Origin of the sequence: Stenotrophomonas mori (genome assembly GCF_023556335.1) — a bacterium.
Lineage (GTDB): Bacteria > Pseudomonadota > Gammaproteobacteria > Xanthomonadales > Xanthomonadaceae > Stenotrophomonas > Stenotrophomonas mori.
Genome location: NZ_JAIKTS010000003.1, coordinates 273,035 through 299,252, shown reverse-complemented (window position 1 = coordinate 299,252; position 26,218 = coordinate 273,035). Strand labels below are relative to the sequence as shown.

The following is a 26,218-nucleotide window of genomic DNA, read 5'->3' as shown; positions in this document are numbered from 1 at the left end:
CGGATCGGGCATCGCTTAAATGAGGCTTGGCAAGTCAACGCCAAGCATGCTCTGTATCGTGAGGATGGCCGTTGGTACAACCATCTCAACAAGTTTCCGGGCGCGTACTTTGACGCTAACGGCTACGTCAGCTTCCGGACGGAGCATGCATATCTCAACTGCTCCTATCTGTCACTTGGCAAGCGCGTCAATGTGAGTCACCCGCAAGGTATAGCGGCATTGCCAGGCTACGTTCGCGTAGTCCCGGCTGGCTCCTAACAACTCATTCAAGCCCAACTGGCTTCGCCAGTCGGCTTAATTCAAGCGTTAGAACTCATACGACCCGTATGCACTACTTGGCGTATGGATCAAACCTGCATCCGCTTCGCATCCTTGAGCGCGTACCCTCGGCAATATTCTTGGGTGTTGTACCCATCCCTCGCCGCAGTATCAGGTTCCACAATAAGAGTACGGACCATTCTGGAAATTGCGACCTAATTGACTCAAATCCAGAAGCCATTGCTTATGGCGCGCTCTACGAGTTCAACTTAGCCGACAAGCCCGGGCTTGATGCTGCAGAAGGGCTTGGTCATGGATATCGCCAGGCTACGGTTGCCTTTCCGTTCAACAACGTCACCTACCGGGCCTTTGTCTATGTTGCGTCCGTTTCGCACATCGACAAATCGCTCAATCCCTACCACTGGTACAAACAGCTAATTTTGTGTGGAGCACGCTACCATCGCTTTCCGGATGAGTACATTGCAGAGCTGGAGTCCGTTCCATCTATCACGGATCCGGACACTGGTCGCTCGGCCAAAAACGGGGCGCTGCTAGCTCGCATGGCTGAGTTCTAACAATTCATTCAAGCCAACGCCGCTTCGCTGCGCGGCTTAACTCAGGCGTTAGGCTTTGAGCTTATATCCAACAGATGCTGTGGGCGGGCATTGCCCGCCCACAGCATGAAGCAAGCTATTCCTCAGCAGCAATCACGATGCCACAGCGGTCACTATCACCCGCGCGTTCTGGCCGACTTTGAGGCCTGCGGCCTCCAGCCAGTCGCCGCACAGTCGCAGGTAGGGCAGCTGCCGGGGCTTGAAGCGGCGGTCCTTTTCCTTGGCTCGGCTCTCGTAATACTGGCAGCGCGACTTTCAGGATGCGTGGTGTAAACCGGGGTTCGACCTGTTCGGTCATGGCGGTCTCCTAGGCATGGATGGAGCCGCATGGCTTTCGGGCGCGGCGACCGCCTAGTAAAGGTGTGTTGAGCACCTGTGGCGATCTGATCACCGCACCCAGGCGGGACCAACGTCAGGCAATCCCCCGCAGCCGCCCCAGGGTTACCCGATCCCGCTGCTCCAGGTCCTGCACGGTTTCCACTTCGGCAAAGCCGCCCTGCTCCAGCAGCGCGCGGATGGCCGGGCCCTGGTCCCAGCCGTGTTCGAGCAGCAGCCAGCCGCCGGGGACGAGGTGCTCGGGGGCCCCGGCGATGATTTCGCGGATGGCGTCCAGGCCGTCGGCGCCGGAGGCCAGGGCCGGGGGCGGTTCGAAGCGCAGGTCACCTTGCTGCAGGTGCGGGTCGCCGGCGGCGATGTAGGGCGGGTTGCTGACGATCAGGTCGAAGCGGTCCGCGCCCAGCGCGGCGTACCAGTGGCCGCGGCGGAACCAGACGTTGTCCAGGCCGTGGGCCTGGGCGTTCTTCACCGCCACCGCCAGGGTGGGGCCGAGCAGGTCGGTGGCCATCACCGTGGCCAGCGGGCGTTCGCTGGCGATGGACAGGGCGATGGCGCCGCTGCCGGTGCCGAGGTCGGCGACGCGCACGATGTCGTCGGCCGGCAGCCGGGCCAGTGCCTGTTCGACCAGCAGCTCGGTCTCCGGCCGCGGGATCAGGGTGGCGACATTGACCTCCAGGTCCAGGGTCCAGAAACCGCGGCGGCCGGTCAGGTAGGCCAGCGGGTGGCCCTCCGCTCGGCGCTGCAACAGCCGCTCGAAGCGCCGCCGGGCAGCGTCGTCCACCGGGTCGCCGGCGTGGGCGAACAGCCAGGCGCGGTCCACGTCCAGCACATGCAGCAGCAGGTGTTCGGCATCGAAACGGGCGTCCGCGCCCGGCAGCCGGGCGGCCGCCTCCCGCAACAGCTCGGCAACCTTCGGGGTGGACACTGCACTACCTCTTCGCGGGACGCTTCCGGGACCGCGAGGATAGTCACCCCGATGGCCGCTGCCTACCGCCGCCGGGCATCGACCCCGTCTATGGAGAGCGGCACGTCCGCCATGGAACAGCGCCGGTCCCAGGCCACAAGCGCGCCCGAATGCCGGGAGACGGGCGCCCGCAGCGGTTTGCGATAGCCTTTACCTATTGATATAATGCATTCAATTCATTTGTTTTATTAGGCATGGCCTATTAGGCTGTGTTCCGAGGTTCACCACCCGTCCTTCAACCAAGAGGAAGTTCCATGTCCCTTATCAACACCCAGGTCCAGCCGTTCAAGGTCAACGCCTTCCACAACGGCAAGTTCATCGAAGTCACCGAAGAAAGCCTGAAGGGCAAGTGGTCGGTCCTGATCTTCATGCCGGCGGCCTTCACCTTCAACTGCCCGACCGAGATCGAGGACGCGGCCGAGCACTACGCCGAGTTCCAGAAGGCCGGCACCGAGGTCTACATCGTCACCACCGATACCCACTTCTCGCACAAGGTGTGGCACGAGACCTCGCCGGCCGTCGGCAAGGCGAAGTTCCCGCTGATCGGCGACCCGACCCACCAGCTGACCAACGCCTTCGGCGTGCACATTCCGGAAGAAGGCCTGGCCCTGCGCGGCACCTTCGTGATCAACCCGGAAGGCGTGATCAAGACCCTGGAGATCCACTCCAACGAGATCGCTCGCGACGTGTCGGAGACCCTGCGCAAGCTGAAGGCCGCCCAGTTCACCGCCGCGAACCCGAACGAAGTGTGCCCGGCCAAGTGGAAGGAAGGCGAGAAGACCCTGACCCCATCGCTGGACCTGGTCGGCAAGATCTGACCGCCGCCCCGTGGAGCGGGGCCGGCCTGCCGGCTCCACTCCCCGCCCCTGCCCCGCCGCTGCGGCGGGCGTGGGGGTGAACCGAAGCCGTGCCCAGCCAGCCGCCGGGCGCTGCCCGCGCCGGAGCCTTCCGCACCGAGCGGAACCGGCACAGCCCGTCAGGCGCGGCTTCGGTTCACCCCTACTTTCCCGGTGCGCTGCCTCTTCCGGCACGCGCGCCCTCCCCCCGCTTTGCCTCGACGAAGGAGTTGCGCCGTGCTCGACGACACCCTCAAGACCCAACTGCAGCAGTACATGGGCCTGCTGCGCCAGCCCCTGCACCTGGTCGCCTCGCTCGACGACAGCGCCGCCAGCCAGGACATGCGTGGCCTGCTCGACGACATCGTCGCCGCCGGCAACGGCAAGATCACCCTGGATGCCGCCGGCACCGATGCGCGCAGGCCGTCGTTCGTCATCGCCCGCGAAGGCGAGGCGCACGGTGTGCGCTTCGCCGGCCTGCCGCTGGGCCACGAATTCGAATCACTGGTGCTGGCGCTGCTGTGGAGCGGCGGCCATCCGCCGAAGGTGGCCCAGGACGTGATCGACAGCATCAAGGCCATCGACGGCGAGTTCGCCTTCGAGGTCTACATGTCGCTGAGCTGCCACAACTGCCCGGACGTGGTGCAGGCGCTGTCGCTGATGGCGATCCTCAACCCGAAGATCCGTACCACGGTGATCGAGGGCGGCGCGTTCCAGCAGGAGGTGGAGCAGCGCCAGGTGATGGCGGTGCCGATGGTGTTCCAGGGCGGGGAGATGTTCGACTCCGGCCGCATGACCCTGGAGCAGATCGTCGCCAAGCTCGATACCGGCGCCGCCAAGCGCGATGCCGAGCGCATCAATGCCAAGCAGGCCTTCGACGTACTGGTGGTCGGCGGCGGCCCGGCCGGCGCGGCGGCGGCGGTCTACGCTGCGCGGAAGGGCATCCGCACCGGCGTGGCGGCCGAACGCTTCGGCGGCCAGGTGCTGGATACGCTGGCGATCGAGAACTTCATCTCGGTGCAGCGCACCGAGGGGCCCAAGCTGGCCGCGGCGCTGGAACAGCACGTGCGCGAGTACGAGGTGGACATCATGAACCTGCAGCGGGCCACCCGGCTGCTGCCGGCCGGGGCCGATGGCCTGGTGGAGGTGCAGCTGGAGAACGGCGCCTCGCTGAAGTCCAGGAGCGTGGTCCTGTCCACCGGTGCGCGCTGGCGGCAGATGGACGTGCCAGGCGAGAACGAGTACCGCAACAAGGGCGTGGCCTACTGCCCGCACTGCGACGGCCCGCTGTTCAAGGGCAAGCACGTGGCGGTGATCGGCGGCGGCAACTCCGGTGTCGAGGCGGCCATCGACCTGGCCGGCATCGTCCGCAAGGTGACCGTGCTGGAGTTCGACAGCGCGCTGCGCGCCGACCAGGTGCTGCAGGCCAAGCTGGCCAGCCTGCCCAACGTGGAGGTGATCCTCAACGCGAAGACCACCGAGGTGCTGGGCGACGGCCAGAAGGTCACCGGCCTGGTCTACACCGACCGTGCCGGCGGCGATTCGCACCGCGTCGAGCTGGAGGGCATCTTCGTGCAGATCGGCCTGCTGCCGAACACCGAGTGGCTGCGCGGCACGCTGGAGCTGAGCGGGCGCGGCGAGATCGTCATCGACGAACGCGGCCAGACCAGCGTGCCGGGGGTGTTCGCCGCCGGCGACTGCACCACGGTGCCGTACAAGCAGATCGTCATCGCCATGGGCGCCGGCTCGACCGCCGCGCTGAGTGCGTTCGACCACCTGATCCGCACCCCGGCACCGCAGCCGGTTGCGGCGGTGGCCGAGACGGCCTGAGGTTCCGCAGGCCCCTTTCCCTCCGGAGTGGGAGGGGCCGTTTGCGGACCGCCGGTTCGCACGCGGGGCTGGAGCGGGGCAGCGCAGCGGACGCCCACCCTGACGAACGCGCCGCCACGCGCCGGGAAGCGCGTTCGATGAACCGCCCCGGCGTGCGCATGGCGACGCGTCCGCCAAGACAGCGGCCGCAGGAGTCCTGCGACCTCCCTTTACCCGCCCCTCCGGGGCACCTGCATGCGGCACACTCCCGTGCCGCACCCTTCGGGCGGCGTCGCCGTGCAGCCTGGCTATCCTGCCAACCTGTCTCCCGGTGGGAGCAGGGAAACACTCCGATGTCCGAGCGGAGCCCGCTATGAACCTGCGTGATCTCAAGTACCTGGTGGCGCTGGCCGAGCACAAGCATTTCGGCCGCGCCGCAGCTGCCTGCTTCGTCAGCCAGCCCACCCTGTCCACCCAGATCCGCAAGCTGGAGGAGGAGCTGGGCGTGCCCCTGGTCGAACGCGCACCGCGCAAGGTCATGCTGACGCCGGCCGGCCGCGAGGCCGCCGCGCGCGCGCGCAGCATCGTCGCCGAGGCCGAACAGCTCAAGGAGGCCGCGCGCCGCAGCCGCGACCCCGAGGCCGGCACGGTACGCCTGGGCATCTTCCCCACGCTGGGCCCGTACCTGCTGCCGCACATGGTGCCGGACATCCGCGCGCGCTTCCCGCAGCTGGAACTGCTGCTGATCGAGGAAAAAAGCGACGTGCTGCTGGCGCAGCTGCGCAACGGTCAGCTCGATGCCGCGATACTGGCCCTGCCCCTGGGCGACGACCAGCTGCAGACCGAGTTCCTGTTCGAAGAACCCTTCGTGCTGGCCGCCCCCGAGGGCCACCCGCTCGCCGCGCACCGGACGCTGCGGCTGGACGAGCTTGCCGAGCAGCGCCTGCTGTTGCTGCAGGACGGCCACTGCCTGCGCGACCAGGCGCTGGATGTCTGCCACCTGGCCGGCGCCCTGGAGAAGGCCGAATTCCAGGCCACCAGCCTGGAGACCCTGCGGCAGATGGTCGCCGCCAACGTCGGCGTGACCCTGCTGCCGATGCTCGCGGTGAAACCGCCGGTCGCACGGTCGCCCGACATCCGCCTGATCGGCTTCGATGGCGACGACGCCCCCAGCCGGCGCATCGCCATGGTCTGGCGGCGCAGTTCGGCCATGGGCGATTTCCTGCAGCAGCTGGCGGGCATCTTCCAGAGCCTGCCGCCGGACCTGCTGGCCCTGTAGCGCGGAGCAGCGCCCGCCGCACGTTACCGCGCAAGCCCCCGCCGGGCACGGCCCGGCGCTACAAGGCCACAGCACCCCGTTCGGTGTAGCGCGGGGCAACGTCCCGCCGGGGCATCACCGCGCAAGACCCGCCGGGCATGGCCCGGCGCTACAGGGCCATAGCGCCCCGTTCGGTGTAGCGCGGGACAACGCTCCGCCGGGGCTTCACCACGCATGCCCCGCCGGCCATTGTCCGGTGTTACAACGCCGCTGTGGTCCGTCATCGCCGGGACGGTCCGACACCGTCCATCCGCCCGTCCCACCTCGCTCCCGCTCACGCCTTGACCACCGTCGCCAACGCATTGCATCCCCGGCGTCCCGCCCTCATGATCGGAGTGGGTCGCTTCCGTTCCACAATCCCCGCACAATAGGCCCGGGCGGTGCCGGCTTGGCGCCGCCTTTTGTATGTCTCTCAACAATTGCAGGAGTTTCCCATGCCGACCAACAGCGGCCTGCCCCCGTCGATCATCGTGTCCAACCGTGACATGGCCCGCCTCGAGGCCATGCTCGATTCGCCGGCGCTGAGCCGGCACCCGGCCGCCGTCGCCCTGTCCCAGGAACTGGAGCGCGCGCAGGTGGTGGCGCCGGAAGAAGTGCCGGCCGGAATCGTCACCATGCATTCGCGCGTGGACTGCGTGGACGAACTGCACGACGAACAGCATTCGCTGACCCTGGTCTATCCGCACGAGGCGGATTTCGACAAAGGCCACGTCTCGGTGCTGGCGCCGGTCGGCAGTGCCCTGCTCGGCCTGTCCGTCGGCCAGACCATCGACTGGACCGCACCCGGCGGCCGCCAGCTGCGCCTGCGCGTGACCGCGGTCCATTACCAGCCCGAAGCCGCCGGCGACTTCCACCGCTGAGCGCTCCCCGCCGGCCCGCATCCAGGAAACACCGCAATGACCCCCTCCAAGCTCGCCCGACTGCGTGAACTGTCCGTGGTGGTCGCCGACACCGGCGACTACGAGGCCATCCAGCGCCTGCGCCCGGTGGACTGCACCACCAACCCGACGCTGGTGAAGAAGGCCCTCGACCTGCCGGTCTATGCCGGCCTGATCGAGCGCGAGCTGCAGTGGGGCCGGGCCCAGCCCGGCGACCGCGACGATGTCGCCCGGGCCGTGGTCGACCGCCTGACCATCGGCGTGGGCGCGATGCTGGCCGGGCTGGTCCCGGGACGCGTCTCCACCGAGGTCGATGCCGACCAGGCCCACGACAGCGCCGCGACCATCGCCAAGGCCCGCCAGTTCATCGCCCTGTACGAGGCGGCCGGCGTGCCGCGCGACAAGGTGCTGATCAAGATCGCCGCCACCTGGGCCGGCGTGCAGGCCACCCGCGTGCTGCAGGCCGAGGGCATCGACTGCAACCTGACCCTGATCTTCAACCCGACCCAGGCCCTGGCCTGCTCGGAAGCCGGCGCGTTCCTGATCTCGCCGTTCGTCGGCCGCATCCTCGACTGGTACGTGGCCAACGGCCAGGCGCCAGCCAGCATCGACGCCGACCCGGGCGTGGTGTTCGTGCGTGGCGTGTATGCCGAGTTCAAGCGCCGCGGCTCGGCCACGGTGGTGATGGGCGCCTCGTTCCGCTCCACCGCGCAGATCGAGGCGCTGGCCGGCTGCGACCGCCTGACCATCTCCCCGGACCTGCTGGAGAAGCTCGATGCCGACTTCGGCGAGCTGCCGCGCAAGCTGGTGCCCGGCGCCGCCGAAGCGGTGAGCGTGGCGCCCATCGACCAAGCCCGCTTCGATGCCGACCTGGCCGCCGACCCGATGGCCACCGAGAAGCTGGCCGCCGGCATCGACGCCTTCGCCAAGGACCTGCAGGCCCTGCGCCAACGCATCGCCGACGAACTGGCGGCGGCCTGACCCTCGCCCGGGAAGCGCCCCAGCAGGGCGCTCCTGCGGCAACGCCGGAAAGGCGGCCTGCCCGTTCCGAACGCGCGTATCGGCGCACTCTCCCGGTCTGCCTGCCGCCCCCTGCCTGCCGACTCCCTTGCGGTGGCTTTGTAACGCCGGGCCACGCCCGGCAGCGTTTCCCGGCAAGGCCTCAGCGGGGCATGGCCCCGCTCTACAGGGAAACGGCACTGCAGCTCTGTAGCGCCGGGCCGCGCCCGGCGGGGCTTTACCGGCAAGGCCAACAGCGGGGCATGGCCCCGCTCTACAGGGAAACGGGTGCTGCAGCTCTGTAGCGCCGGGCCGCGCCCGGCGGGGCTTTACCGGCAAGGCTCCACCCGCCTTACGGCGCGGTCGGGATCAGAAGATCCCGAGTTCCAATCCCGCGGCCAGCAGCGCGCCCAGTTCGTGGCCGCGTGCGAGGTCGGCTGCCGGTACCGTCTTCTGCGCGACGATCGACTCCGGTGTCTGGGCATGGGTGCAGACCAGCACCGGCTCGGCGACTTCGCGCAGGCGCAGGCCGGTGGCGATGCGCCGCAGCTGGGCGATGGTCGGGTGTCCGTCCGACCCGGCGCAGACCACCAGGGCGTACGGCTTGCCGTCGCAGCGCCCCAGCAGCGGGTAGTAGCTGCGGTCGAAGAAGTCCTTCATCGCGCCGCTGATCGAGGCCAGCGTCTCCGGCGTGGCGAACACCACCGCGTCGGCGGCCAAGACATCATCGGCGCCGGCGTCGGCCGCCTGCAGCACGCGCACGTCCAGTGCGTCGCCGGCGTTTCCGCGCGCCGCGGATGCGACCGCTCCGGCCATCGCCCGGGTGGCGCCGGTGAAACCGTGCCACACCACCAGCAAGCGGCATGGCGCGGCATCCGCCACCTCAGACATCCAGCCCGATCGGGCAGCTCACGCCGGTGCCGCCGAGGCCGCAGTAGCCGTCCGGGTTCTTGGCCAGGTATTGCTGGTGGTAGTCCTCGGCGTAGAAGAACGGCGCCGCCGGGAACACGATCTCGGTGGTGATGCCGCCATAACCGGCGGCGCTCAACTGCTGCTGGAAGGCCTCGCGGCTGGCGATGGCCGCATCGAACTGCGCCTGCGAATGGCAATGGATCGCCGAGCGGTACTGGGTGCCGTTGTCGTTGCCCTGGCGCATGCCCTGGGTGGGATCGTGGCTTTCCCAGAAGGTGCGCAGCACCGTGTCCAGCGCGACCTGCGCCGGGTCGAACACCACACGCACCACCTCGGTGTGGCCGGTAAGCCCGGAGCAGACCTCCTCGTAGGTCGGGTTGGGGGTGACGCCCCCCTGGTAGCCCACCGCCGTGCTCACCACGCCCGGCAGCTGCCAGAACCTGCGTTCGGCCCCCCAGAAACAGCCCAGCCCCACGTCCAGCACCTGCAGGCCGGCGAACGCGCCGCGCAGCGGCTGGCCGTTGACGTAGTGCACGTTGTGCAGCGGCAACGGCGCCTCGCGCCCCGGCAGTGCTTCCTCCGGCCGTGGCAGGCGCTGCTTGAACGCGCCGATGCCCAGCAGCCCTTGTCCGATACCCAGCATGGTCCACTCCTCAGGCCAGGACGCTTCCCGGCACTTCGTCATCGTCACAGATGGGGTCGGCCGTGGCGTCGTCCAAGCCCAGCGCCGCCACGACCTGGTCGGCCTCCGGCCTGGCCGGATCCGGCACGCAGACCCGCAGCAGGCCGAACAGCGGCAGTTCGCCGCCGGCACCCAGCAGCGATTCGCCGAACACGAAGGCCGGGATGCCGGCGTCCTCCAGCGCATGCTTGACCAGGTGCGCGTCGAACAGGTTGCTTGTCTGGTACACCAGTTGCATCGGGTTTCTCCCTGGAAACGACTGTCCTCAGGCCGGCCGCCACAGGACGCCGGTGGCGGCCACGTGCCCGTCCTCCGGTTCCGCCGCCTGGCGCCACTCGCGCAGCGCCGGCAGCTGGCCGGTGAACGACTGGCGACTGGCCTGGCCGGCGACGTCCGGCGCCTCCAGCACCGGCCGCATCCCCTCGAACGCGGCCCCGGAAGCACGCGGCGGCAGCCAGGGCCGCAGGGGCCGGGAGCTGCCGTTCCTGCTGCCGATCACCAGGGCGGGCGGTTCATGGACGCGACCTGCGGACGGGGCGTCCAGCATAGCGCCGCTCCGGCAACCGGCGCCCGGCTCGGCTAGACTTGCGTTCTTTCAATACGCTGCGCCCCCATGTCCGAGAACACGCCTGCCGCTGCCGCCACGCCGGAGACCGCGCCCGCCGAGAAGCGCGATTTCATCCGCCAGATCGTCCGCGAGGACCTGGCCAGCGGCAAGCACACCGCGATCAAGACCCGCTTCCCGCCCGAGCCCAACGGCTACCTGCACATCGGCCATGCCAAGTCGATCTGCCTGAACTTCGGCATCGCCGGCGAGTTCGATGGCGTGTGCAACCTGCGCTTCGACGACACCAACCCGGCCAGGGAAGACCCGGAGTACGTCGCCGCCATCCAGGACGACGTGCGCTGGCTGGGCTTCGGCTGGAACGAACTGCGCCACGCCTCGGACTACTTCGAGGCCTACTACCTGGGTGCGCAGAAGCTGATCCGCGACGGCAAGGCCTATGTCTGCGACCTGTCCGCCGACGAGGTGCGCGCCTACCGCGGCACCCTGACCGAGCCGGGCCGCGACTCGCCCTGGCGCAACCGCAGCGTCGAGGAGAACCTGGACCTGTTCGCGCGCATGCGCGCCGGCGAGTTCCCGGACGGCGCCCGCACCCTGCGCGCGAAGATCGACATGGCCAGCGGCAACATCAACCTGCGCGATCCCGCCATCTACCGGATCAAGCATGTCGAGCACCAGAACACCGGCAACGCCTGGCCGATCTACCCGATGTACGACTATGCGCACGCGCTGGGCGATGCCCTGGAAGGCATCACCCACTCGCTGTGCACGCTGGAGTTCGAGGACCACCGCCCGCTGTACGACTGGTGCGTGGACAACGTCGACTACGCCAGCGATCCGCAGCTGACCCAGCCGCTGGTGGACAAGGGCCTGCCGCGCGAAGCCGCCAAGCCGCGGCAGATCGAGTTTTCGCGGCTGAACATCAACTACACGGTGATGAGCAAGCGCAAGCTGATGGCGCTGGTCACCGAACGGCTGGTGGACGGCTGGGACGACCCGCGCATGCCGACCCTGCAGGGCCTGCGCCGCCGCGGCTACACGCCGGCGGCGATGCGCCTGTTCGCCGAGCGCGTGGGCATTTCCAAGCAGAACTCGCTGATCGACTTCAGCGTGCTCGAAGGCGCCCTGCGCGAGGATCTGGACGCGGCCGCGCCGCGGCGCATGGCGGTGGTCGAGCCGTTGAAGCTGGTGCTGGCCAACCTGCCCGAAGGCCATGAGGAAACGCTGACCTTCAGCAACCACCCCAAGGACGAAGCCTTCGGCGAGCGCCAGGTGCCGTTCGCGCGCGAGCTGTGGATCGAGCGCGCGGACTTCGCCGAGGTCCCGCCCAAGGGCTGGAAGCGGCTGGTGCCGGGCGGCGAAGTGCGCCTGCGCGGCGCCGGCATCGCCCGCGTCGATGAGGTGGTCAAGAACGACGCCGGCGAGATCGTCGAACTGCGCGGCTGGCTGGACCCGGAGTCGCGCCCGGGCATGGACGGGGCGAACCGCAAGGTCAAGGGCACCATCCACTGGGTCAGCGCGGTGCATGGCGTGCCGGCCGAGATCCGCCTGTACGACCGCCTGTTCTCGGTGCCGGACCCGGACGAGGAATCCGAGGGCAAGACCTACCGCGACCACCTGAACCCGGCATCGCGCACCGTCGTCACCGGCTACGTCGAACCGGCCGCGGCCGACGCCGCGCCGGAGCAGAGTTTCCAGTTCGAGCGTACCGGCTACTTCGTCGCCGACCGCCGCGACCACGGCACGGGCACTCCCGTGTTCAACCGCAGCGTGACCCTGCGCGACACCTGGTCGGCGCGCTGAGGCCGGCGCGCCGCCCGTGTTCCCCGAAAGAGGTATCCACGCATGCTGTATGCACAAGTCCACCTGACGCTTCCCGCGTGGATCCACGACGCGGTCGACACCGGCCGCACCTATCCGGACGATGCGGCCAAGGTCGCGCTGGCGATCGAACTGTCGCGGCTCAACGTGGACGCTCAGACCGGCGGGCCGTTCGGCGCGGTGGTGTTCGGCCCGGACGACCGCGTCATCGCCGCCGCGGTCAACCGCGTGGTGCCACACTGCACCTCGCTGGCCCACGCCGAGAACATGGCCTACATGCTCGCGCAGCAGCGGCTGCAGACCCCACGCCTGAACGACGCGCTGTCGCCGGTGACCCTGGCCACCTCCTCGCAGCCGTGCTGCCAGTGCTTCGGGGCGACGATCTGGGCCGGCATCGACCGGCTGCTGATCGGCGCCAGTTCGGCCGACGTCGAAGAGCTGACCCCGTTCGACGAGGGCCCGCTGCCCGCCGACTGGGTCGGCGAGCTGAACCGCCGCGGGATCGAGGTCGTCCAGGGCCTGCACCGCGACGCCGCGCGTGCGGTGCTGCACCGTTATGGGCAGAGCGACGGCGCGCAGTATTGAGCACGGCATAGCCCCTCTCCCGCCCCGGTGGGAGGGCGGCTCGCGGCCCCCGGCCCGCGGTCCCTCGAACGCCCTTGCGCCGGTGCAAGGGCCGGGGTGCGCCAAACGTCCCGTCGTGTGCGGGCCTGGGGCCCGCACGCCACACGCCTTCCCCCAACGGGAGAAGGAAAGTCCGCCGCTTCGCCCCCATTTCAACAAGGAACTCCCATGACCGGCCTGCTGTGCTACTGCCGCCAGGGCTTCGAGCCGGAACTGGCCGCCGAACTGACCGAGCGCGCCGGCCATGCCGGCATCGCCGGCTATGCGCGCACGCAGCGCAACGACGGCTATGTGGTCTTCGTCAGCGACGCGGCCGCCGCGCTCGACCGCGCCCTGCCCTGGCGCGGGCTGATCTTCGCCCGGCAGAAGCTGCGCCTGCTGGCCGAGCTGCCACAGCTGGACCCGGCCGACCGCATCAGCCCGATCATCGCCGCCCTGCAGGGCCAGCCGCGCTTCGGCGAACTGTGGGTGGAACATCCCGATTCGGACGCGGGCAAGCCGCTGGCCGGGCTGGCGCGCAGTTTCGGCAATGCGCTGCGCCCGGCGCTGCGCAAGGCCGGCCTGCTCACCGACAAGGACAGCAGCCGGCTGCCGCGGCTGCACGTGGTGTTCGTCGATGGCACCCATGCCTTCGTCGGCGTCGCCGACACCCGCGACAGCGCGCCCTGGGCGTTGGGCATTCCGCGCCTGAAACTGCTGCCGGAGGCGCCTTCGCGCTCGGCGCTGAAGCTGGACGAGGCGCTGCTGACCCTGCTCACGCCGGAGGAACGCGAGGCACGGGTCAAGCCCGGCATGCGCGCGGCCGACCTCGGCGCCGCGCCCGGCGGCTGGACCTGGGTGCTGACCCGCCAGCACCTGCATGTCACCAGCATCGACAACGGCCCGTTGCGCCCGCACGTGCTCGACACCGGCCTGGTCGAGCACCTGCGCGCCGACGGCTTCCACTGGCAACCGGAAACGCCGCTGGACTGGATGGTCTGCGACATGGTCGAGCAGCCGCGGCGCGTGGCCGAGCGCATGGCCACGTGGCTGCGCGAGGGCTGGTGCCGGCACGCCCTCTTCAACCTCAAGCTGCCGATGAAGAAGCGCTGGGACGAGACCCGGCTGTGCCTGGAGCTGTTCGCCGCGCAGGCCGGCCGGCCGCTGACCGTGCGCGCCAAGCAGCTGTACCACGACCGCGAGGAGATCACCGTGCTGGCGATGCCGGTACGCGCTTGACCTGCGCTCGGCTTCCCCCGGCAGGGGGAAGCCGAGCTCCCGGCCCGCATGCGGGTACACGCCCGGCGCGCCGCCCCTGGCCGGGCTGCGGACAGCGCGTCCGGCCCCTGCCAGCGGCGGGGATGCGCCGGGTCACGCGTACCCGTGGTGCGCAGGCCATGCCCCCGCGCCCCGCAACGGGAAGGGATTCGTCCTCCGTGCCGGGCACGCCCCGCACCGGCCGAATGTGTCGTTGCCCGCGCAACCACCCGCCGCTTCCACGGCACGGCTCTGGCACACTGCGGACCTTTCCCGCATGGAGCGCGCCGCCATCGTCCGTCATCTCCTGTTGCGCCTCGCCGCCACCGCGTTGTGCCTGGCGCTGTGCGGCACCGTCGCCGCCACGCCCGATTTCATCGTCCGCGACCATGTCGGCGACGGCGTGTTCAGCGCCGGCATCGAAGGCCCGGCCAGCGGCCCGGACGGTGCGCTGTACGTGGCCAACTTCGGCCGGGACGGCACCATCGGCCGCGTCACCGCGGACGGCAGCGCCGAGCTGTTCGTCACCCTGCCCGAAGGCCGCATCGGCAACGGCATCCGCTTCGCCGGCGACGGCACGATGCGCGTGGCCGACTACCCCGGCCACACCATCCTGCGCATCGACCCGACCACGCGCGCGGTGTCGGTGTTCGCGCACCTGCCCGGCGCCCACCAGCCCAACGACATCGCCCAGGCACCCGACGGCACCCTCTACGCCAGCGACCCGGACTGGAACAACGTGGACAACGGCCAGCTGTGGCGCATCGACCGCGACGGCCGCGCGCACCTGCTGGAATCCGGCATGGGCACCACCAACGGCATCGAGGTCAGCCCCGATGGCCGCCGGCTGTACGTGAACGAGAGCGTGCAGCGCAACGTCTGGGTCTACGACCGGGATGCCGCGGGCGCACTGTCCAACAAGCGCCTGCTGATCCGCTTCGACGACCATGGCATGGACGGCATGCGCTGCGACGCCGACGGCAACCTGTACATCGCCCGCTACGACGCCGGCGTGGTCGCCGTCGTCTCGCCTGCCGGCGCGCTGCTGCGCGAGGTGCCGCTCAAGGGCCGCAAGCCGACCAACGTGGCCTTCGGTGGCGCCGATGGCCGGCAGGTGTTCGTGACCCTGCAGGACCGTGGCGCCGTGGAGACCTTCCGCGCCGACCGCCCCGGCCGCGAGTACGGGCACCGCGCCGTGCACGCTGACTGAGGCGCGCCGCGTCTCATCCGGCGCAACCGCGTTCGGGCATCCTGGACGGCCCGGGAGGACTGCCATGCACGCCATCGAACTGAACGATCCGGCCGGTTTCGGCACCGCGTTCCTGCACCAGACCCTGCTGCAGGGCTTCCAGTCGCTGACCAAGCGCGACCTGGAGCTGCTGATCTTCATGCTGCTCGAACGCGACGGCGCCATCGGCCGCAGCGAGTCCAACGCCGCGGTGGCGCTGAAGCTGCGGGTGACCCCGGCCAAGGTGAAAGGCCTGCGCCGCGACGGCTACGCCCGCTGGCGCGCGCTGGTGCCGGAAGAAGGCGACGCCGCCCTGCAGCGCATCGTCGCCGCCGCCCTGACCGAGGACAACCTGCGCTCGGGCGCCCGGCACGTGAGCCAGCGCAGCCGCAAGGAGGGGTTCCTCGCCATCCGCATCGAGCACCCCGACGATGCCCAGCGCTTCGAGCAGGCGCTCGTCGAGGTCGGCGCGCTGCCGGTCTACGAACGCAACCGCGAGGTGGTCGCCGTGCGGTTCGACACGCTGCTGAAGATCGCCGAGCGCTGGGGCTACCTGCAACCCGACCCGCAGGCCACGCTGGCGGTGCTGGAGGCACTGGCCCCGGCCTCCGAGGAAGTGGCCGACCTGCTGAAGAAGGACATCGCCCGGCTGCGCTGGCGCGATGTGCGCCCGGCCCTGAACAGCCTCGGCGCGAAGGCGGTGGCCTCCAGCGTCGAAGGCGGCCTGAAGGGCCTGCTGAAACTCGCGTTCCCCTTCATCCCGGATTGAACCGGCAGGTGCGTTGCCGCCCTGAACCGGCAGTGACAGCCAGCGGAACTGCACGCGCTCTTGCGGCCCGCTCGACAGCAGCGGGAACAGCAACGCGCGCATGGCTCCTCCGATCCACCGCGCCCGGCCACCGTTTCACGGCCGCCTGCGGTGCGCCGCACCGGCATTCCGCAACCGGGCGGGGCAACCCGGCAAGCGCATCCGTGCCGACGGGCGCAGACCGGTCGCGGCGGCTCCGGGAACCCGGGTCGGTCCGCGACGGCTATCCTGTCGACTCCGCCATGCTGGACCGCGACCACGAGGCGCCAAGGCCGGCCCCATGTCCGGGCGGGCGTTCGATGCGACCGCCCGCCACCGCCCGCCCAAGCAAGGGGCGGTGGGAAGACCGGGGAAGCAGGAGCCCGGCGGGCCAGCAGGCGGCACCCCGCCGTCCGTCATGAGAGGTTGCCGTGATCCGTTCCTGCCTGCCCATCATCACCCTGCTGCTGGCCGCCCTGCCGGCGCCGCCGTCCCAGGCACAGAACGCGCCCCGCGACACCGCCGTCACCGCGCCCCTACCGGCGCCCCCGGTCAACGTGCGCGCCCAGCCGCTGGCCAGCGGCGCCGTCACCCGCCAGGTCCAGCTGCCGGCCGAGCCCGGACAGGCCGCGGTCACCGTGCGCTCGATCCAGCCGGACAGCGTGCTCGGCGACTACCGCATCGATTTCGACGCCCTGGACACGGACGGCGACGGCTTCATCAGCCGCGCCGAAGCCCAGGCCAACCCCGCCCTCGCCGATGAATTCAACGCCCTGGACACCGCCCGCCGCGGCAAGCTCAGCCGCGAACAACTGGCCGGCTGGCTGCGGCGGTAACCGCGGACAGCGCTCCACCGCGGCCACGGCCCGGCGCTGCACGATCGCCGCAACCTGCCTCCTGTAGAGCGGGGCCACGCCCCGCTGGAGCATTACCCGCCAGGCCCCGCCGGGCACGGCCCGGCGCTACACGATCCCCGCGACCCGCCCCTGTAGAGCGGGGCCACGCCCCGCTGGGGCATTCCCGGACAAGCCCGCCGGGCACGGCCCGGCACTGCACGATCGCCGCGGCCCGCCCCTGTAGAGCGGGGCCACGCCCCGCTGGAGCATTACCGGCCAGGCCCGCCGGGCACGGCCCGGCGCTGCACGATCGCCGCGGCCCGCCCCTGTAGAGCGGGGCCACGCCCCGCTGGAGCATTACCGGCCATGCCCGCCGGGCACGGCCCGGCGCTACACGATCGCCGCAACCTGCCTCCTGTAGAGCGGGGCCACGCCCCGCTGGGGCATCACCGGTCAGGCCCGCCGGCGCGCATCCTCCGCCGGCGGCGCCCGCAGCGCTACAGTCCCGAGGCGCGCCTCCAGAACAGCGACAGCAGTGGCGGCATGCGCCCGGCCAGACCAAGCAGCGTGCCGCGTGCCAGGGTCAGGTGCATCTCGTCGTTGGAGAACACCTTGTTGATCGCGTCGAACCCGTAGGCCGCCACGGTGTTCTCGCTGCGGCGCACCCGCGCCCAGCGGCGCAGGCGGTGGTCCGTGGCCCAGTCCACGCGGCGCTGCCGTGCGTCACGCACCAGCGCGCACAGTCCGGCGACGTCGCGCAGGCCCAGGTTGACGCCCTGCCCGGCCAGCGGGTGCACCACGTGCGCGGCGTCGCCCAGCACCAGCACGCGGCCGGCGACATAGTCGCTCGCCAGTTGCCGGCGCAGCGGGAAGGCCGCGCGCGGCGAGGCCGCACGCATCGCCCCCAACCGCCCGGCGAAGGCCCCGGTCAGTTCGCGGCCGAAGGCTTCGTCGTCCAGCGCCAGCACCCGTTCGGCCTCGGCGTCGGGCAGGCTCCAGACGATGGAGCTGCGGTGGCGCGCCACCGGCAGCACCGCCAGCGGGCCGGTATCGAGGAAGCGCTGCCAGGCGGTGGCCTCGTTCGGGCGTTCGCTGTCGACATACCCGACCACGCCGCGCTGGCCATAGTCGTGGCGTGCCACGGCCAGTCCGGCCAGGGTCCGCAGGGTGGACTCGGCGCCATCGGCGGCGATGGCCACGGCCGCGTCCACGCGGCGCCCATCGTCCAGCCGCAGGCGCACGCCCTCCCCGTCCTGCTCCATCGACTCGACCCGCGCCGGGCAGTGCAGCTGCACGCCGGCGGCCGGCAGCGCCGACCACAGCCGGTCCACCAGCAGGCCGTTCTCGACGATCCAGCCCAGTTCGCGGCGCCCCAGCGCATCGGCGTCGAAGGCCAGCTCGCCGCCACCGGCCGCATCCCACACCCGCATGCGCAGGTAGGGGTGCGCCCGCGCCTGCGTCACCTGCGGCCACACGCCCAGCGCTTCCAGCAGCGCCGCGTTGTCGTGGGCGAAGGCGAACACCCGCAGGTCCGGCCGCTGCGCCGACCACGGCGCGGGCTCGCGGCCTTCCACCAGCGCCACCTGCAGGCCCTCGCCGGCCAGCGCCAGCGCACAGGCGGTGCCGACCACGCCACCGCCGACCACGGCCACATCCAGGCGTCCACGCCGGCTCATTGCACCGCGCTCCTGCACAGCTCGGGCACCTGCCCGCGGAATCCCATCGCGCCACCGACCAGGAAGGACTGCAGCGGGGCCGCCTGTGCGGCGGCCACCAGGCCCAGGCTGCGCAGCGGCCGCAGCAGCGGCGCCGCGTTGCCGGTCAAGCGCGCCAGGCCGTCGGAGAAGGCCAGGGTCTGCTCGCGGTCGGGGCCGCGGCGCTGACCATAGGCCCGCAGCAGGTCGTCGGCCCCGGGATCCTGCGCGGCATCGCCGATCAACTCGGCCAGGGTCAAGGCGTCGCGCAGGCCCAGGTTGAAGCCCTGCGCCCCCAGCGGGTGGATGGTCTGCGCGGCGTTGCCCAGCAGCAGCGCGCGCGCGCCGACCAACTGCTGCGCCAGCACCTGGATCAGTGGATAGGCGCTGCGCGGGCCGCTTTCCAGCAGCCGCCCGGCACGCCAGCCGGCCGCGGCCTGCAGCCGCTCCAGCCAGTCCGCGTCGTCCAGCGCCATCACCGCCTCGGCAGCGTCGCGGGCCACGCCATGCACCACGCCGTAATGGCGGTCGCCGCGCGGCAGCAGGGCGGTCGGGCCGGTGTCGGTGAAGCGCTCCCAGGCGGTGCCGTCCGGAGCCTTGGCCGCGCGCAGCCGCGCCACGAACAGGGTCTGCAGGTAGTCGTACTCGCGGGCCGCGATGCCCAGCGCCTGCCGCACCGCGCTGCGGGTGCCGTCGGCGCCGACCACCAGCCGTGCGCGCAACCGACGCTCGCCCGCCGCGTCGGCGATCCGTACCTCGCGGCGGCCGTCGGCGCACTCGCCCAGCCCGACGAATGTCGCCGGGCGGTAGCGGCTCAGGTGCGCCAGGTCGCCGAGCCGTGCCTCCAGCGCGCGGCCGAAATCGCGCGCCACCACCACCTGGCCGAATTCCTCGCGGCCGTAGTCGCCCGCCTCCAGCAGCACGCGGCCAAAATCGCCGGCGCGGCTGACATGGATACGGCGGATCGGCCCCGGCGGCCCTTCCAGCCGCTGCATCACGCCCAGTGCGGTGAGCGCGTTGACCGTGGCCGCGGCGAAGCTGAGGTTGCGCTGATCGAACACCGCCGGCAGCTCGCCGGCCGGTGTGGCCTCCACCAGCCCCACGTCCAGTCCCAGCCGGTCCAGCGCGATGGCCAGGCTGGCACCGACCAGCCCGCCACCGACGATCACCACATCATGAAGGTCGCTCATGCCGCCATGATAAAGGGTCCGCCACGCGCGGCGCGCAGTGCCGCCCCGGGGCTCCGCTCCGCGTCTGTGGCTAGAATGGCCCCCGGGTTCCGCTGGACTTCCACCGCCATGACCGCCAACGTCCAACGCGCGTTCGTCCTGTCCCTGCTGGTGCTGCTGATGGCCGGCACCCGCATCAACCACTTCGTGCCGGTCCCGGACGCATCCTGGGCGGTGTTCTTCATCGGCGGTTTCCACCTGCGCGGCTGGACCCGCTGGGCGTTCCCGCTGCTGATGGCGCTGGCGGTCGCCATCGACTGGGCGGTGATCAGCCGCCAGGGCATGGACTTCTGGGGCCACTACTGTGTCTCGCCAGGCTACTGGGCCCTGGTGCCGGCCTACTTCGCGATGTGGGCGGGCGGCATGCTGCTGCGCCGCGGATATGCCGGCGCCGGCTGGCCGGCGCTGGGCCGGTTCGCCGCGCTGCTGGTCGGCGCCGTCGCGCTCTGCCACCTGATCGCCCAGGGCGGCTTCTACTGGACCACCGATGCCGTCGCCGAGCCGACCCTCGCCGGCTGGCTCAAGAACTACAGCGACTGGCTGCTGCCGTACCTGCGGACCGCCGCGCTGTACGCCGGCGCCGCCGCACTGGCCCAGGCCGCCGCCGAGGCGCTGGCGCGCCAGCCGGCCCACGGCCGCATCGCCCACTGAGCCCGGGCGCCGCACCATGGGCAACCGGCTGTCCCGCATCTACACCCGTACCGGCGACGACGGCAGCACCGGCCTGGGCGACGGCAGCCGCACCGGCAAGGATGCGCTGCGGGTCACGGCCTACGGCACGGTCGATGAAGCCAACTCGGCCATCGGCGTGCTGCTGGCGGCGCCCCTGCCCGAGCCCGTGCGCGCCCTGCTGACCACCCTCCAGCACCAGCTGTTCGACCTCGGCGGCGAACTGTGCATTCCCGGGCATGCCGCCATCCAGGCCGCCGACATCGACGCCCTGGAACGGCACCTGGACCATTACAACGACAGCCTCCCGCCCTTGAAGGACTTCATCCTGCCGGGCGGCGGCGAAGCGGCCGCGCGCTGCCACCTGGCACGCACCATCGTCCGCCGTGCCGAACGCGAGACCGTGGCCCTGTCACGCAGCGAGAGCGTGCGCGGCGAGGCCCTCCGCTACCTGAACCGCCTGTCCGACCTGCTGTTCGTGCTGGCACGGGTACTGGCCCGCGCCGACGGCCACGGCGAAGTGCTGTGGGACCACGCGCGCCGGCACGCATGAGCCGCGGCAGCCCACCGTTCCCGTAGAGCGGGGCCATGCCCCGCTGTCGCCTTCCCGGCCATGCCCGGCCGGGCATGGCCGGGCGCTACAGTGCTGCCGTATCCCACCTTTCCCGTAGAGCGGGGCCCCGCCCCGCTGGAGCCTTCCCGACAAAGCCCGGCCGGGCATGGCCCGGCGCTACAGCGCTGCCGTACCCACCTTTCCCGTAGAGCGGGGCCCCGCCCCGCTGAAGCCTTCCCGACAAAGCCCCGCCGGGCATGGCCCGGCGCTACGGCGCTGCCGTATCCCACCTTTCCTGTAGAGCGGGGCCCCGCCCCGCTGGAGCCTTCCCGACAAAGCCCCGCCGGGCATGGCCCGGCGCTACAGTGCTGCCGTATCCCACCTTTCCCGTAGAGCGGGGCCCCGCCCCGCTGAAGCCTTCCCGGCCAGGCACGACGCTAGCGACACCCCGGCGCGGGGGGTGCCCGGGCTTCGGTTACAGTGGCGACCATGCTCGTCTTCACCCATCCGGCCTGCCTGGACCATGATCCCGGCCCCGGCCATCCCGAATCGCCGGAGCGGCTGCAGACGGTGCTCGCGGCCCTGCGCGATGCCTTCCCGGACGGGTTGGCGTGGCGCGAGGCACCGACCGCCAAGCTCGGTGAACTGGCCCGCGTGCACACCCGCGAACTGATCGACAGCGTGCTGCAGGCGCAGACCGCCCCCTTGCGCCAGATCGACCCGGACACCTTCACCTCGCCGGGTTCGGCCAGCGCCGCGCTGCACGCCGCCGGGGCCGGCGTCGCCGCGGTCGATGCGGTGATGCAGGGCCCCCGGCGCCGGGCCTTCTGCGCGGTGCGCCCCCCGGGCCACCACGCCACCGCCGAGGCGGCGATGGGCTTCTGCCTGTTCAACAACGTGGCCGTGGCGGCCGCCTATGCCCGCGACTGCCATGGCCTGGAGCGGATCGCCATCGTCGATTTCGACGTGCACCACGGCAACGGCACCCAGGCGATCTTCGAGAACGACCCCCGCGTGGCCTACTGCAGCAGCCACCAGTCAGACCTGTTCCCCTACTCGGGCAGCATGCGCGAGCGCGGGGCCGGCAACATCTGCAACATCCTGCTGCCGCCCGGCAGCGGCGGGTTCCGGTTCCGCAACACCTGGGCCGACGACCTGCTGCCCCTGGTCGACGCCTTCCGGCCGCAGCTGCTGCTGGTCTCGGCGGGCTTCGACGCCCACATGCGCGATCCCCAGGCCGACCTCATGGTGGAAACCGAGGATTTCGGCTGGCTGACCGCGGAACTGGCCGCGCTGGCCGACCGCCATGCCGACGGCCGCCTGGTCTCCCTGCTCGAGGGCGGCTACGACCTGCAGGCGCTGGCCGAATGCAGCGTCGCCCATGTACGGGCCCTGCGCACGGCGGCGGCCGATGCATGAACCCCGGCCCCCGCGTACCGGCGCCCTTCATTGCCCCCATGCGGTCGATGCGGCAAGCTAGCGGCCGTTTTTCCCCGAAACCCATCCGCGTGCGCCGAGCCCTCCGCCTGCTGCCCCTGCCCTTGAGCGTCGCCATCTGCCTGCCGGCGATGGCCAGCGAGAAGCCGGTGAACTGGAACCTGTGCCCGGCCACCGACGCCCTGCCGGCGTTCGACGAGGCCCCCCAGGCCGATCCCACCGCCGCCGCCGCCCGCGACCAGCTCCCCACCGACATCGAGGGCAACCAGCTCTCCGGCACCACCACCGTGCCGCAGTACGAGGGCAACGTGGCGCTCAAGCGCGGCGACCAGTTCATGGGCACCGACAGCCTGCGTTTCGATACCGAGACCGGCAACTACATCGCCGAGGGCAACATCCGCTATTCCGACTCGTCGATCCGACTGACCGCACGCCGTGCCGAGGGCAACCAGGAAACCGACAGCCACAAGATCAGCGACATCCATTACCAGCTGGTGTCACGGCGCGGCAATGGCAGTGCGGACTCGATCGACCTGCAGGGCTCGGTCGGGCAGATGCACCGCTCCACCTACACCACCTGCGCCCCCTCGCAGCCGGTGTGGAAGCTGTCGGCGCCGCAGATCGAGGTGGACAACGAGGAAGGCTTCGGCACCGCGCGCAACGCGGTGCTGCGCGTGGGCAGCGTGCCGGTGATGTACATGCCCTGGTTCAAGTTCCCGATCGACGACCGGCGCATGACCGGCCTGCTCTACCCCAAGCTGAGCCTGTCCGGGCGCAACGGCTTCGATTATGGCCAGCCGATCTACTTCAACCTGGCGCCGAACTACGACGACACCCTGACGCCGCGCTGGATGAGCGAGCGCGGGTTGATGCTGAGCAACGAATTCCGCTACCTCTATGGCGGCGGCCGCGGGCAGCTGGACACGGCGTGGATGCCGAGCGACTCGCTGCGCGACCGCGAGCGCGGCAAGCTCCAGTACCGCGGCTACCACAACCTCGACCGCCACTGGCAAGCGCGCGCGAACCTGTCCTGGGTCAGCGACGAACGCTACATGGAGGACTTCGCCAACCGCCTGATCGGGGTCACCGCCTCCAACCTGCAGAGCACCGTCGGCCTCTACGGCACCGGCCGCACCTGGACCGCCGGGCTGATGGCCGACCGCTGGCAGCTGACCGACTACACGCTGACCGAGCGCGCCCTGCCCTACAACCGCCAGCCGCGCCTGTTCGGCACCTGGGACGACAGCTTCGGCCGCTGGTTCGAAGCGGGGGTCTACGCCGAAGCGGTCCGCTTCACCCACGACGACATCCACCTGAAGCGCCGCAACGCCGAGGGCGAGTACGAGCGCACCGGCAAGCTGGAACGGATGTACGGGGGCTCGCGCCTGGACATCAAGCCCTATGTGTCGATGCCGCTGGCCGGCGCCGCCTGGTACATCACCCCGACCCTGGCCTGGCGCTACACCGCCTACGAGCTGGAGCGCGAGCTGGCCGACGACCTGCGCAGGAAGCAGCTGCAGGCGGCCGGGATCAACCCCGCCACCGCCACGCCCGAGCAGCTGCGCGGGAACACCTCGCCGCACCGCAGCCTGCCCATCGCCAGCCTGGACATGGGCGTGTACTTCGACCGTGAGACGCAGATCGGCGACACCGCCTACCTGCACACGCTGGAACCACGCCTGTTCTACCTGAACACGCCCTACCGCGACCAGAGCGACCTGCCGCTGTTCGACACCCGCGCCTTCACCTTCAGCTGGGGCCAGCTGTTCCGCGACTCCCGCTTCACCGGCGCCGACCGCCAGAACGACGCCAACCAGCTGACCACCGCGGTGACCACGCGCCTGATCCGCCAGGACGACGGCCGCGAAAAGCTGTCCGCCAGCATCGGCCAGATCACCTATTTCGAGGACTCCCGGGCCCGCCTCGACTACACCAACGCCAACGAGCCGATCGTCCAGCAGGGCAAGTCGGCCTGGGTGGCGGACGTCAACTGGGCACTCAACGACCGCTGGACCCTGGGCAGCACCTACCAGTGGAACCCGAAGTACCGCAAGGAAGACCTGGCCAGCGTCCGCGCCCGCTACCTGCTGCCGGAGGACGGGGTGGTCAACCTCGCCTACCGCTACCGCCGCAACCCCAGCACCAACGCCGACCAGCTGCGGCAGGCCGACCTGTCGTTCCTGTACCCGATCAACCCGCGCTGGAGCCTGGTCGGCCGGTACTACTACTCGATGCTGGACCACAAGCCGCTGGAGATCATCGGCGGCGTGCAGTGGGACAGCTGCTGCCTGGCGGTGCGGGCACTGGCCCGCCGCTATGTGCGCAACCGCGAGGGCGACATGAACAATTCGTTCCAGCTCGAGTTCGTGCTCAAGGGCCTGAGCTCGCTCGGCCAGGACACGGACCGCACCTTGCGCCGTGCTATTCTCGGCTACAACCGAGACGACCTGTACCTCGTCCCGCCGAGCAACATCGAGGCGAACGAGGACGACTACGATCCGAACCTGATCCCATGACCAAGACCCTACCTGCCGTCCTCGCCACCCTGCTGGCGTTCGCCGCCGTGTCCGCGCCGGTCGCCGCGCAGCAGACGCAGCCGCTGGACCGTATCGCCGCCATCGTCGACGAGGACGTGATCCTGCAGAGCGAACTGCAGCGCGCGGTCAACAACATCCGTGCCCAGTACGTCGGCCGCGAGCACCAGCTGCCGCCCGAAGGCGTGCTGGAACGCCAGGTGCTCGAGCGCCTGGTGCTGGTCAAGCTGCAGGTGGCCCGCGCCGAGGGCAGCGGCATCCGCGTCGGCGGCGAGGAGCTGAACCACGCCGTGGCCAGCATCGCCCAGCAGAACGGCACCGACGTCGACGGGCTGCGCCAGCGCCTGGCCGCCGACGGCATCGGCTACGAGGACTTCCGCAACTCGGTGCGCGAGGAGATCGTCACCCAGCGCCTGCGCCAGAGCTTCGCGCAGAGCCGCATCAGCGTCAGCGAGGGCGAAGTGGATGCGGCCCTGGCGCAGCAGAACGCCGGCGGCATGCAGTACCACCTGGCGCACATCCTGGTGGCGCTGCCCGATGGCGCCACCGCCGAACAGATCGCCACCGGCCAGAGCAAGATCGACGGCATCAAGGGCCTGCTCGACAAGGGCGAGCTGGACTTCGCGGCCGCCGCGGTGCGCTATTCCGACAGCCCCAATGCACTGGAGGGCGGCGACCTGGGCTGGCGCAGCGTGGACGAGATCCCCAATGCGTTCTCCAACCAGATCAAGTCGATGGCCTCCGGCGACGTGCTCGGCCCGATCCGCGGCCCGAGCGGCTTCCAGTTGCTCAAGCTGGTCGAGGTGCGCGACGCCAACGGCAGCGCCGACACCCATACCGTCACCGAATACCATGCCCGCCACATCCTGGTGCGGGTGACCGACCAGGTGGACGACGCCGCGGCCAAGGCCAGGATCGAGACCCTGCGCGCGCGCATCGCCGGCGGCGCCGATTTCGAGGCCGTGGCCAAGGAATCCTCCGACGACACCAACAGCCGCGGCCAGGGCGGCGACCTCGGCTGGTTCCCGGCCGATGCCTTCGGCCCGGATTTCGGCCGGCAGGTCGAGAGCATCGAGGACGGCGGCGTCGGCGCCCCGTTCCGGACCGACGCCGGCTGGCACATCGTGCAGCGCGTGGCCACCCGCCAGACCGACGTGACCGACGACAACCAGCGCGCGCAGATCCGCGAGACCATCGGCCGCCGCAAGCTGGAGGACGAGTACAACCGCTTCCTGCAGGAGCTGCGCGGCGAGGCCTATGTCAGCTTCCGCACCGGCGACCGCGCCGAAGGCACCGCCGAGCCCGCGCAGGACGCGGACGGCGCCACCACGCCCTGACCGCTCATGCCCGCCATCGGCCATGGGCAGCCCCTGCCGGCCGCCGGCGTGACCGCGGCCGC

At 70.6% G+C, this 26,218-nt stretch carries 25 protein-coding genes; 17 read left to right on the top strand and 8 right to left on the bottom strand.

The annotated features are described in order from the left end of the window. Window positions 1–398: 398 nt before the first annotated feature. Window positions 399–833, top strand: coding sequence for a gamma-glutamylcyclotransferase (locus K5L01_RS10845; protein ID WP_250064435.1), 435 nt, complete (start codon window positions 399–401; stop codon window positions 831–833). Window positions 834–965: 132 nt separating this feature from the next. On the opposite strand, the gene K5L01_RS10840 is transcribed toward K5L01_RS10845, so the two are convergent. Further along, window positions 966–1,046 carry a hypothetical protein gene (locus K5L01_RS10840; RefSeq protein WP_250064611.1) on the bottom strand — a complete coding sequence of 27 codons (81 nt, stop codon included), beginning with the start codon at window positions 1,044–1,046 and terminating at the stop codon, window positions 966–968. A gap of 238 nt (window positions 1,047–1,284) precedes the next feature. Next, the gene (gene prmC, locus K5L01_RS10835; protein ID WP_250064434.1) at window positions 1,285–2,133 is read right to left on the bottom strand and encodes a peptide chain release factor N(5)-glutamine methyltransferase; all 849 of its coding nucleotides are present in this window, start codon (window positions 2,131–2,133) and stop codon (window positions 1,285–1,287) included. Between the two features lie 293 nt (window positions 2,134–2,426). On the opposite strand from prmC, the gene ahpC reads away from it, so the two are divergent. The 5 genes from ahpC to K5L01_RS10810 all read left to right on the top strand — a co-directional run bounded on the left by ahpC (window position 2,427) and on the right by K5L01_RS10810 (window position 7,994). Then, window positions 2,427–2,990, top strand: coding sequence for an alkyl hydroperoxide reductase subunit C (gene ahpC / locus K5L01_RS10830; RefSeq protein ID WP_250064430.1), 564 nt, complete (start codon window positions 2,427–2,429; stop codon window positions 2,988–2,990). A 255-nt stretch (window positions 2,991–3,245) separates the two neighbouring features. After that, window positions 3,246–4,838 (top strand): alkyl hydroperoxide reductase subunit F, encoded by a 1,593-nt coding sequence (gene ahpF, locus K5L01_RS10825; protein ID WP_250064425.1) that lies wholly within the window; start codon window positions 3,246–3,248, stop codon window positions 4,836–4,838. 352 nt (window positions 4,839–5,190) lie between these two features. Next, entirely contained in the window at window positions 5,191–6,096 is a 906-nt protein-coding gene (locus K5L01_RS10820; RefSeq protein ID WP_250064422.1) for a LysR substrate-binding domain-containing protein, read from the top strand. A gap of 473 nt (window positions 6,097–6,569) precedes the next feature. Beyond that, entirely contained in the window at window positions 6,570–6,995 is a 426-nt protein-coding gene (rnk, locus tag K5L01_RS10815; RefSeq protein WP_250064417.1) for a nucleoside diphosphate kinase regulator, read from the top strand. Window positions 6,996–7,031: 36 nt separating this feature from the next. Further along, window positions 7,032–7,994, top strand: coding sequence for a transaldolase (locus K5L01_RS10810; RefSeq protein ID WP_250064411.1), 963 nt, complete (start codon window positions 7,032–7,034; stop codon window positions 7,992–7,994). Window positions 7,995–8,381: 387 nt separating this feature from the next. Here K5L01_RS10810 and K5L01_RS10805 read toward each other — a convergent pair whose 3' ends face one another. From K5L01_RS10805 to K5L01_RS10790, 4 genes are read right to left on the bottom strand one after another with little or no spacing between them, the layout of a single operon-like run. Beyond that, window positions 8,382–8,903, bottom strand: a complete 522-nt coding sequence (locus K5L01_RS10805; RefSeq protein ID WP_250064404.1) for a flavodoxin family protein — start codon at window positions 8,901–8,903, stop codon at window positions 8,382–8,384. Then, window positions 8,896–9,546 carry a peptide-methionine (S)-S-oxide reductase MsrA gene (gene msrA / locus K5L01_RS10800; RefSeq protein ID WP_250064610.1) on the bottom strand — a complete coding sequence of 217 codons (651 nt, stop codon included), beginning with the start codon at window positions 9,544–9,546 and terminating at the stop codon, window positions 8,896–8,898. The genes K5L01_RS10805 and msrA overlap by 8 nt, the downstream gene beginning before the upstream one ends. A gap of 31 nt (window positions 9,547–9,577) precedes the next feature. Continuing rightward, a complete protein-coding gene (locus tag K5L01_RS10795) occupies window positions 9,578–9,844 on the bottom strand; it encodes a putative signal transducing protein (RefSeq protein ID WP_250064399.1) in 267 nt (88 codons plus the stop codon). Window positions 9,845–9,871: 27 nt separating this feature from the next. After that, window positions 9,872–10,153, bottom strand: coding sequence for a thioredoxin domain-containing protein (locus K5L01_RS10790; protein ID WP_250064398.1), 282 nt, complete (start codon window positions 10,151–10,153; stop codon window positions 9,872–9,874). Between the two features lie 66 nt (window positions 10,154–10,219). Here K5L01_RS10790 and K5L01_RS10785 point away from each other — a divergent pair, with 66 nt between their 5' ends. The 6 genes from K5L01_RS10785 to K5L01_RS10760 all read left to right on the top strand — a co-directional run bounded on the left by K5L01_RS10785 (window position 10,220) and on the right by K5L01_RS10760 (window position 16,703). Further along, window positions 10,220–11,974: a glutamine--tRNA ligase/YqeY domain fusion protein gene (locus K5L01_RS10785; RefSeq protein WP_250064397.1), complete on the top strand. Its 1,755-nt coding sequence runs from the start codon at window positions 10,220–10,222 to the stop codon at window positions 11,972–11,974. Window positions 11,975–12,016: 42 nt separating this feature from the next. After that, window positions 12,017–12,577, top strand: a complete 561-nt coding sequence (locus K5L01_RS10780; RefSeq protein ID WP_250064396.1) for a nucleoside deaminase — start codon at window positions 12,017–12,019, stop codon at window positions 12,575–12,577. Window positions 12,578–12,784: 207 nt separating this feature from the next. Next, window positions 12,785–13,834: a 23S rRNA (cytidine(2498)-2'-O)-methyltransferase RlmM gene (gene rlmM, locus K5L01_RS10775; protein ID WP_250064395.1), complete on the top strand. Its 1,050-nt coding sequence runs from the start codon at window positions 12,785–12,787 to the stop codon at window positions 13,832–13,834. Window positions 13,835–14,129: 295 nt separating this feature from the next. Continuing rightward, window positions 14,130–15,062, top strand: coding sequence for an SMP-30/gluconolactonase/LRE family protein (locus K5L01_RS10770; protein ID WP_250064394.1), 933 nt, complete (start codon window positions 14,130–14,132; stop codon window positions 15,060–15,062). 64 nt (window positions 15,063–15,126) lie between these two features. After that, a complete protein-coding gene (locus tag K5L01_RS10765; protein WP_250064393.1) occupies window positions 15,127–15,849 on the top strand; it encodes a hypothetical protein in 723 nt (240 codons plus the stop codon). 479 nt (window positions 15,850–16,328) lie between these two features. Continuing rightward, window positions 16,329–16,703, top strand: a complete 375-nt coding sequence (locus K5L01_RS10760; protein WP_250064609.1) for an EF-hand domain-containing protein — start codon at window positions 16,329–16,331, stop codon at window positions 16,701–16,703. Between the two features lie 497 nt (window positions 16,704–17,200). Here the strand turns inward: K5L01_RS10760 and K5L01_RS10755 are convergent, their stop codons facing one another. Continuing rightward, complete coding sequence (locus tag K5L01_RS10755) at window positions 17,201–18,379, bottom strand: UbiH/UbiF family hydroxylase (RefSeq protein WP_250064392.1); 1,179 nt, start codon at window positions 18,377–18,379, stop codon at window positions 17,201–17,203. Next, window positions 18,376–19,587 carry a 2-octaprenyl-6-methoxyphenyl hydroxylase gene (ubiH, locus tag K5L01_RS10750; RefSeq protein ID WP_250064391.1) on the bottom strand — a complete coding sequence of 404 codons (1,212 nt, stop codon included), beginning with the start codon at window positions 19,585–19,587 and terminating at the stop codon, window positions 18,376–18,378. Before ubiH ends, K5L01_RS10755 begins: the two co-directional genes overlap by 4 nt. Before the next feature lie 108 nt (window positions 19,588–19,695). On the opposite strand from ubiH, the gene K5L01_RS10745 reads away from it, so the two are divergent. The 5 genes from K5L01_RS10745 (at window position 19,696) to K5L01_RS10725 (ending at window position 26,156) form a co-directional block, all read left to right on the top strand. Beyond that, the gene (locus tag K5L01_RS10745) at window positions 19,696–20,277 is read left to right on the top strand and encodes a hypothetical protein (RefSeq protein WP_250064390.1); all 582 of its coding nucleotides are present in this window, start codon (window positions 19,696–19,698) and stop codon (window positions 20,275–20,277) included. 16 nt (window positions 20,278–20,293) lie between these two features. Beyond that, complete coding sequence (locus K5L01_RS10740; protein ID WP_250064389.1) at window positions 20,294–20,848, top strand: cob(I)yrinic acid a,c-diamide adenosyltransferase; 555 nt, start codon at window positions 20,294–20,296, stop codon at window positions 20,846–20,848. 489 nt (window positions 20,849–21,337) lie between these two features. Next, a complete protein-coding gene (locus tag K5L01_RS10735; protein ID WP_250064388.1) occupies window positions 21,338–22,267 on the top strand; it encodes a histone deacetylase family protein in 930 nt (309 codons plus the stop codon). A gap of 89 nt (window positions 22,268–22,356) precedes the next feature. After that, window positions 22,357–24,801: an LPS-assembly protein LptD gene (gene lptD, locus K5L01_RS10730; protein WP_250064387.1), complete on the top strand. Its 2,445-nt coding sequence runs from the start codon at window positions 22,357–22,359 to the stop codon at window positions 24,799–24,801. Continuing rightward, a complete protein-coding gene (locus K5L01_RS10725; protein WP_250064386.1) occupies window positions 24,798–26,156 on the top strand; it encodes a peptidylprolyl isomerase in 1,359 nt (452 codons plus the stop codon). Before lptD ends, K5L01_RS10725 begins: the two co-directional genes overlap by 4 nt. Window positions 26,157–26,218: the final 62 nt, after the last annotated feature.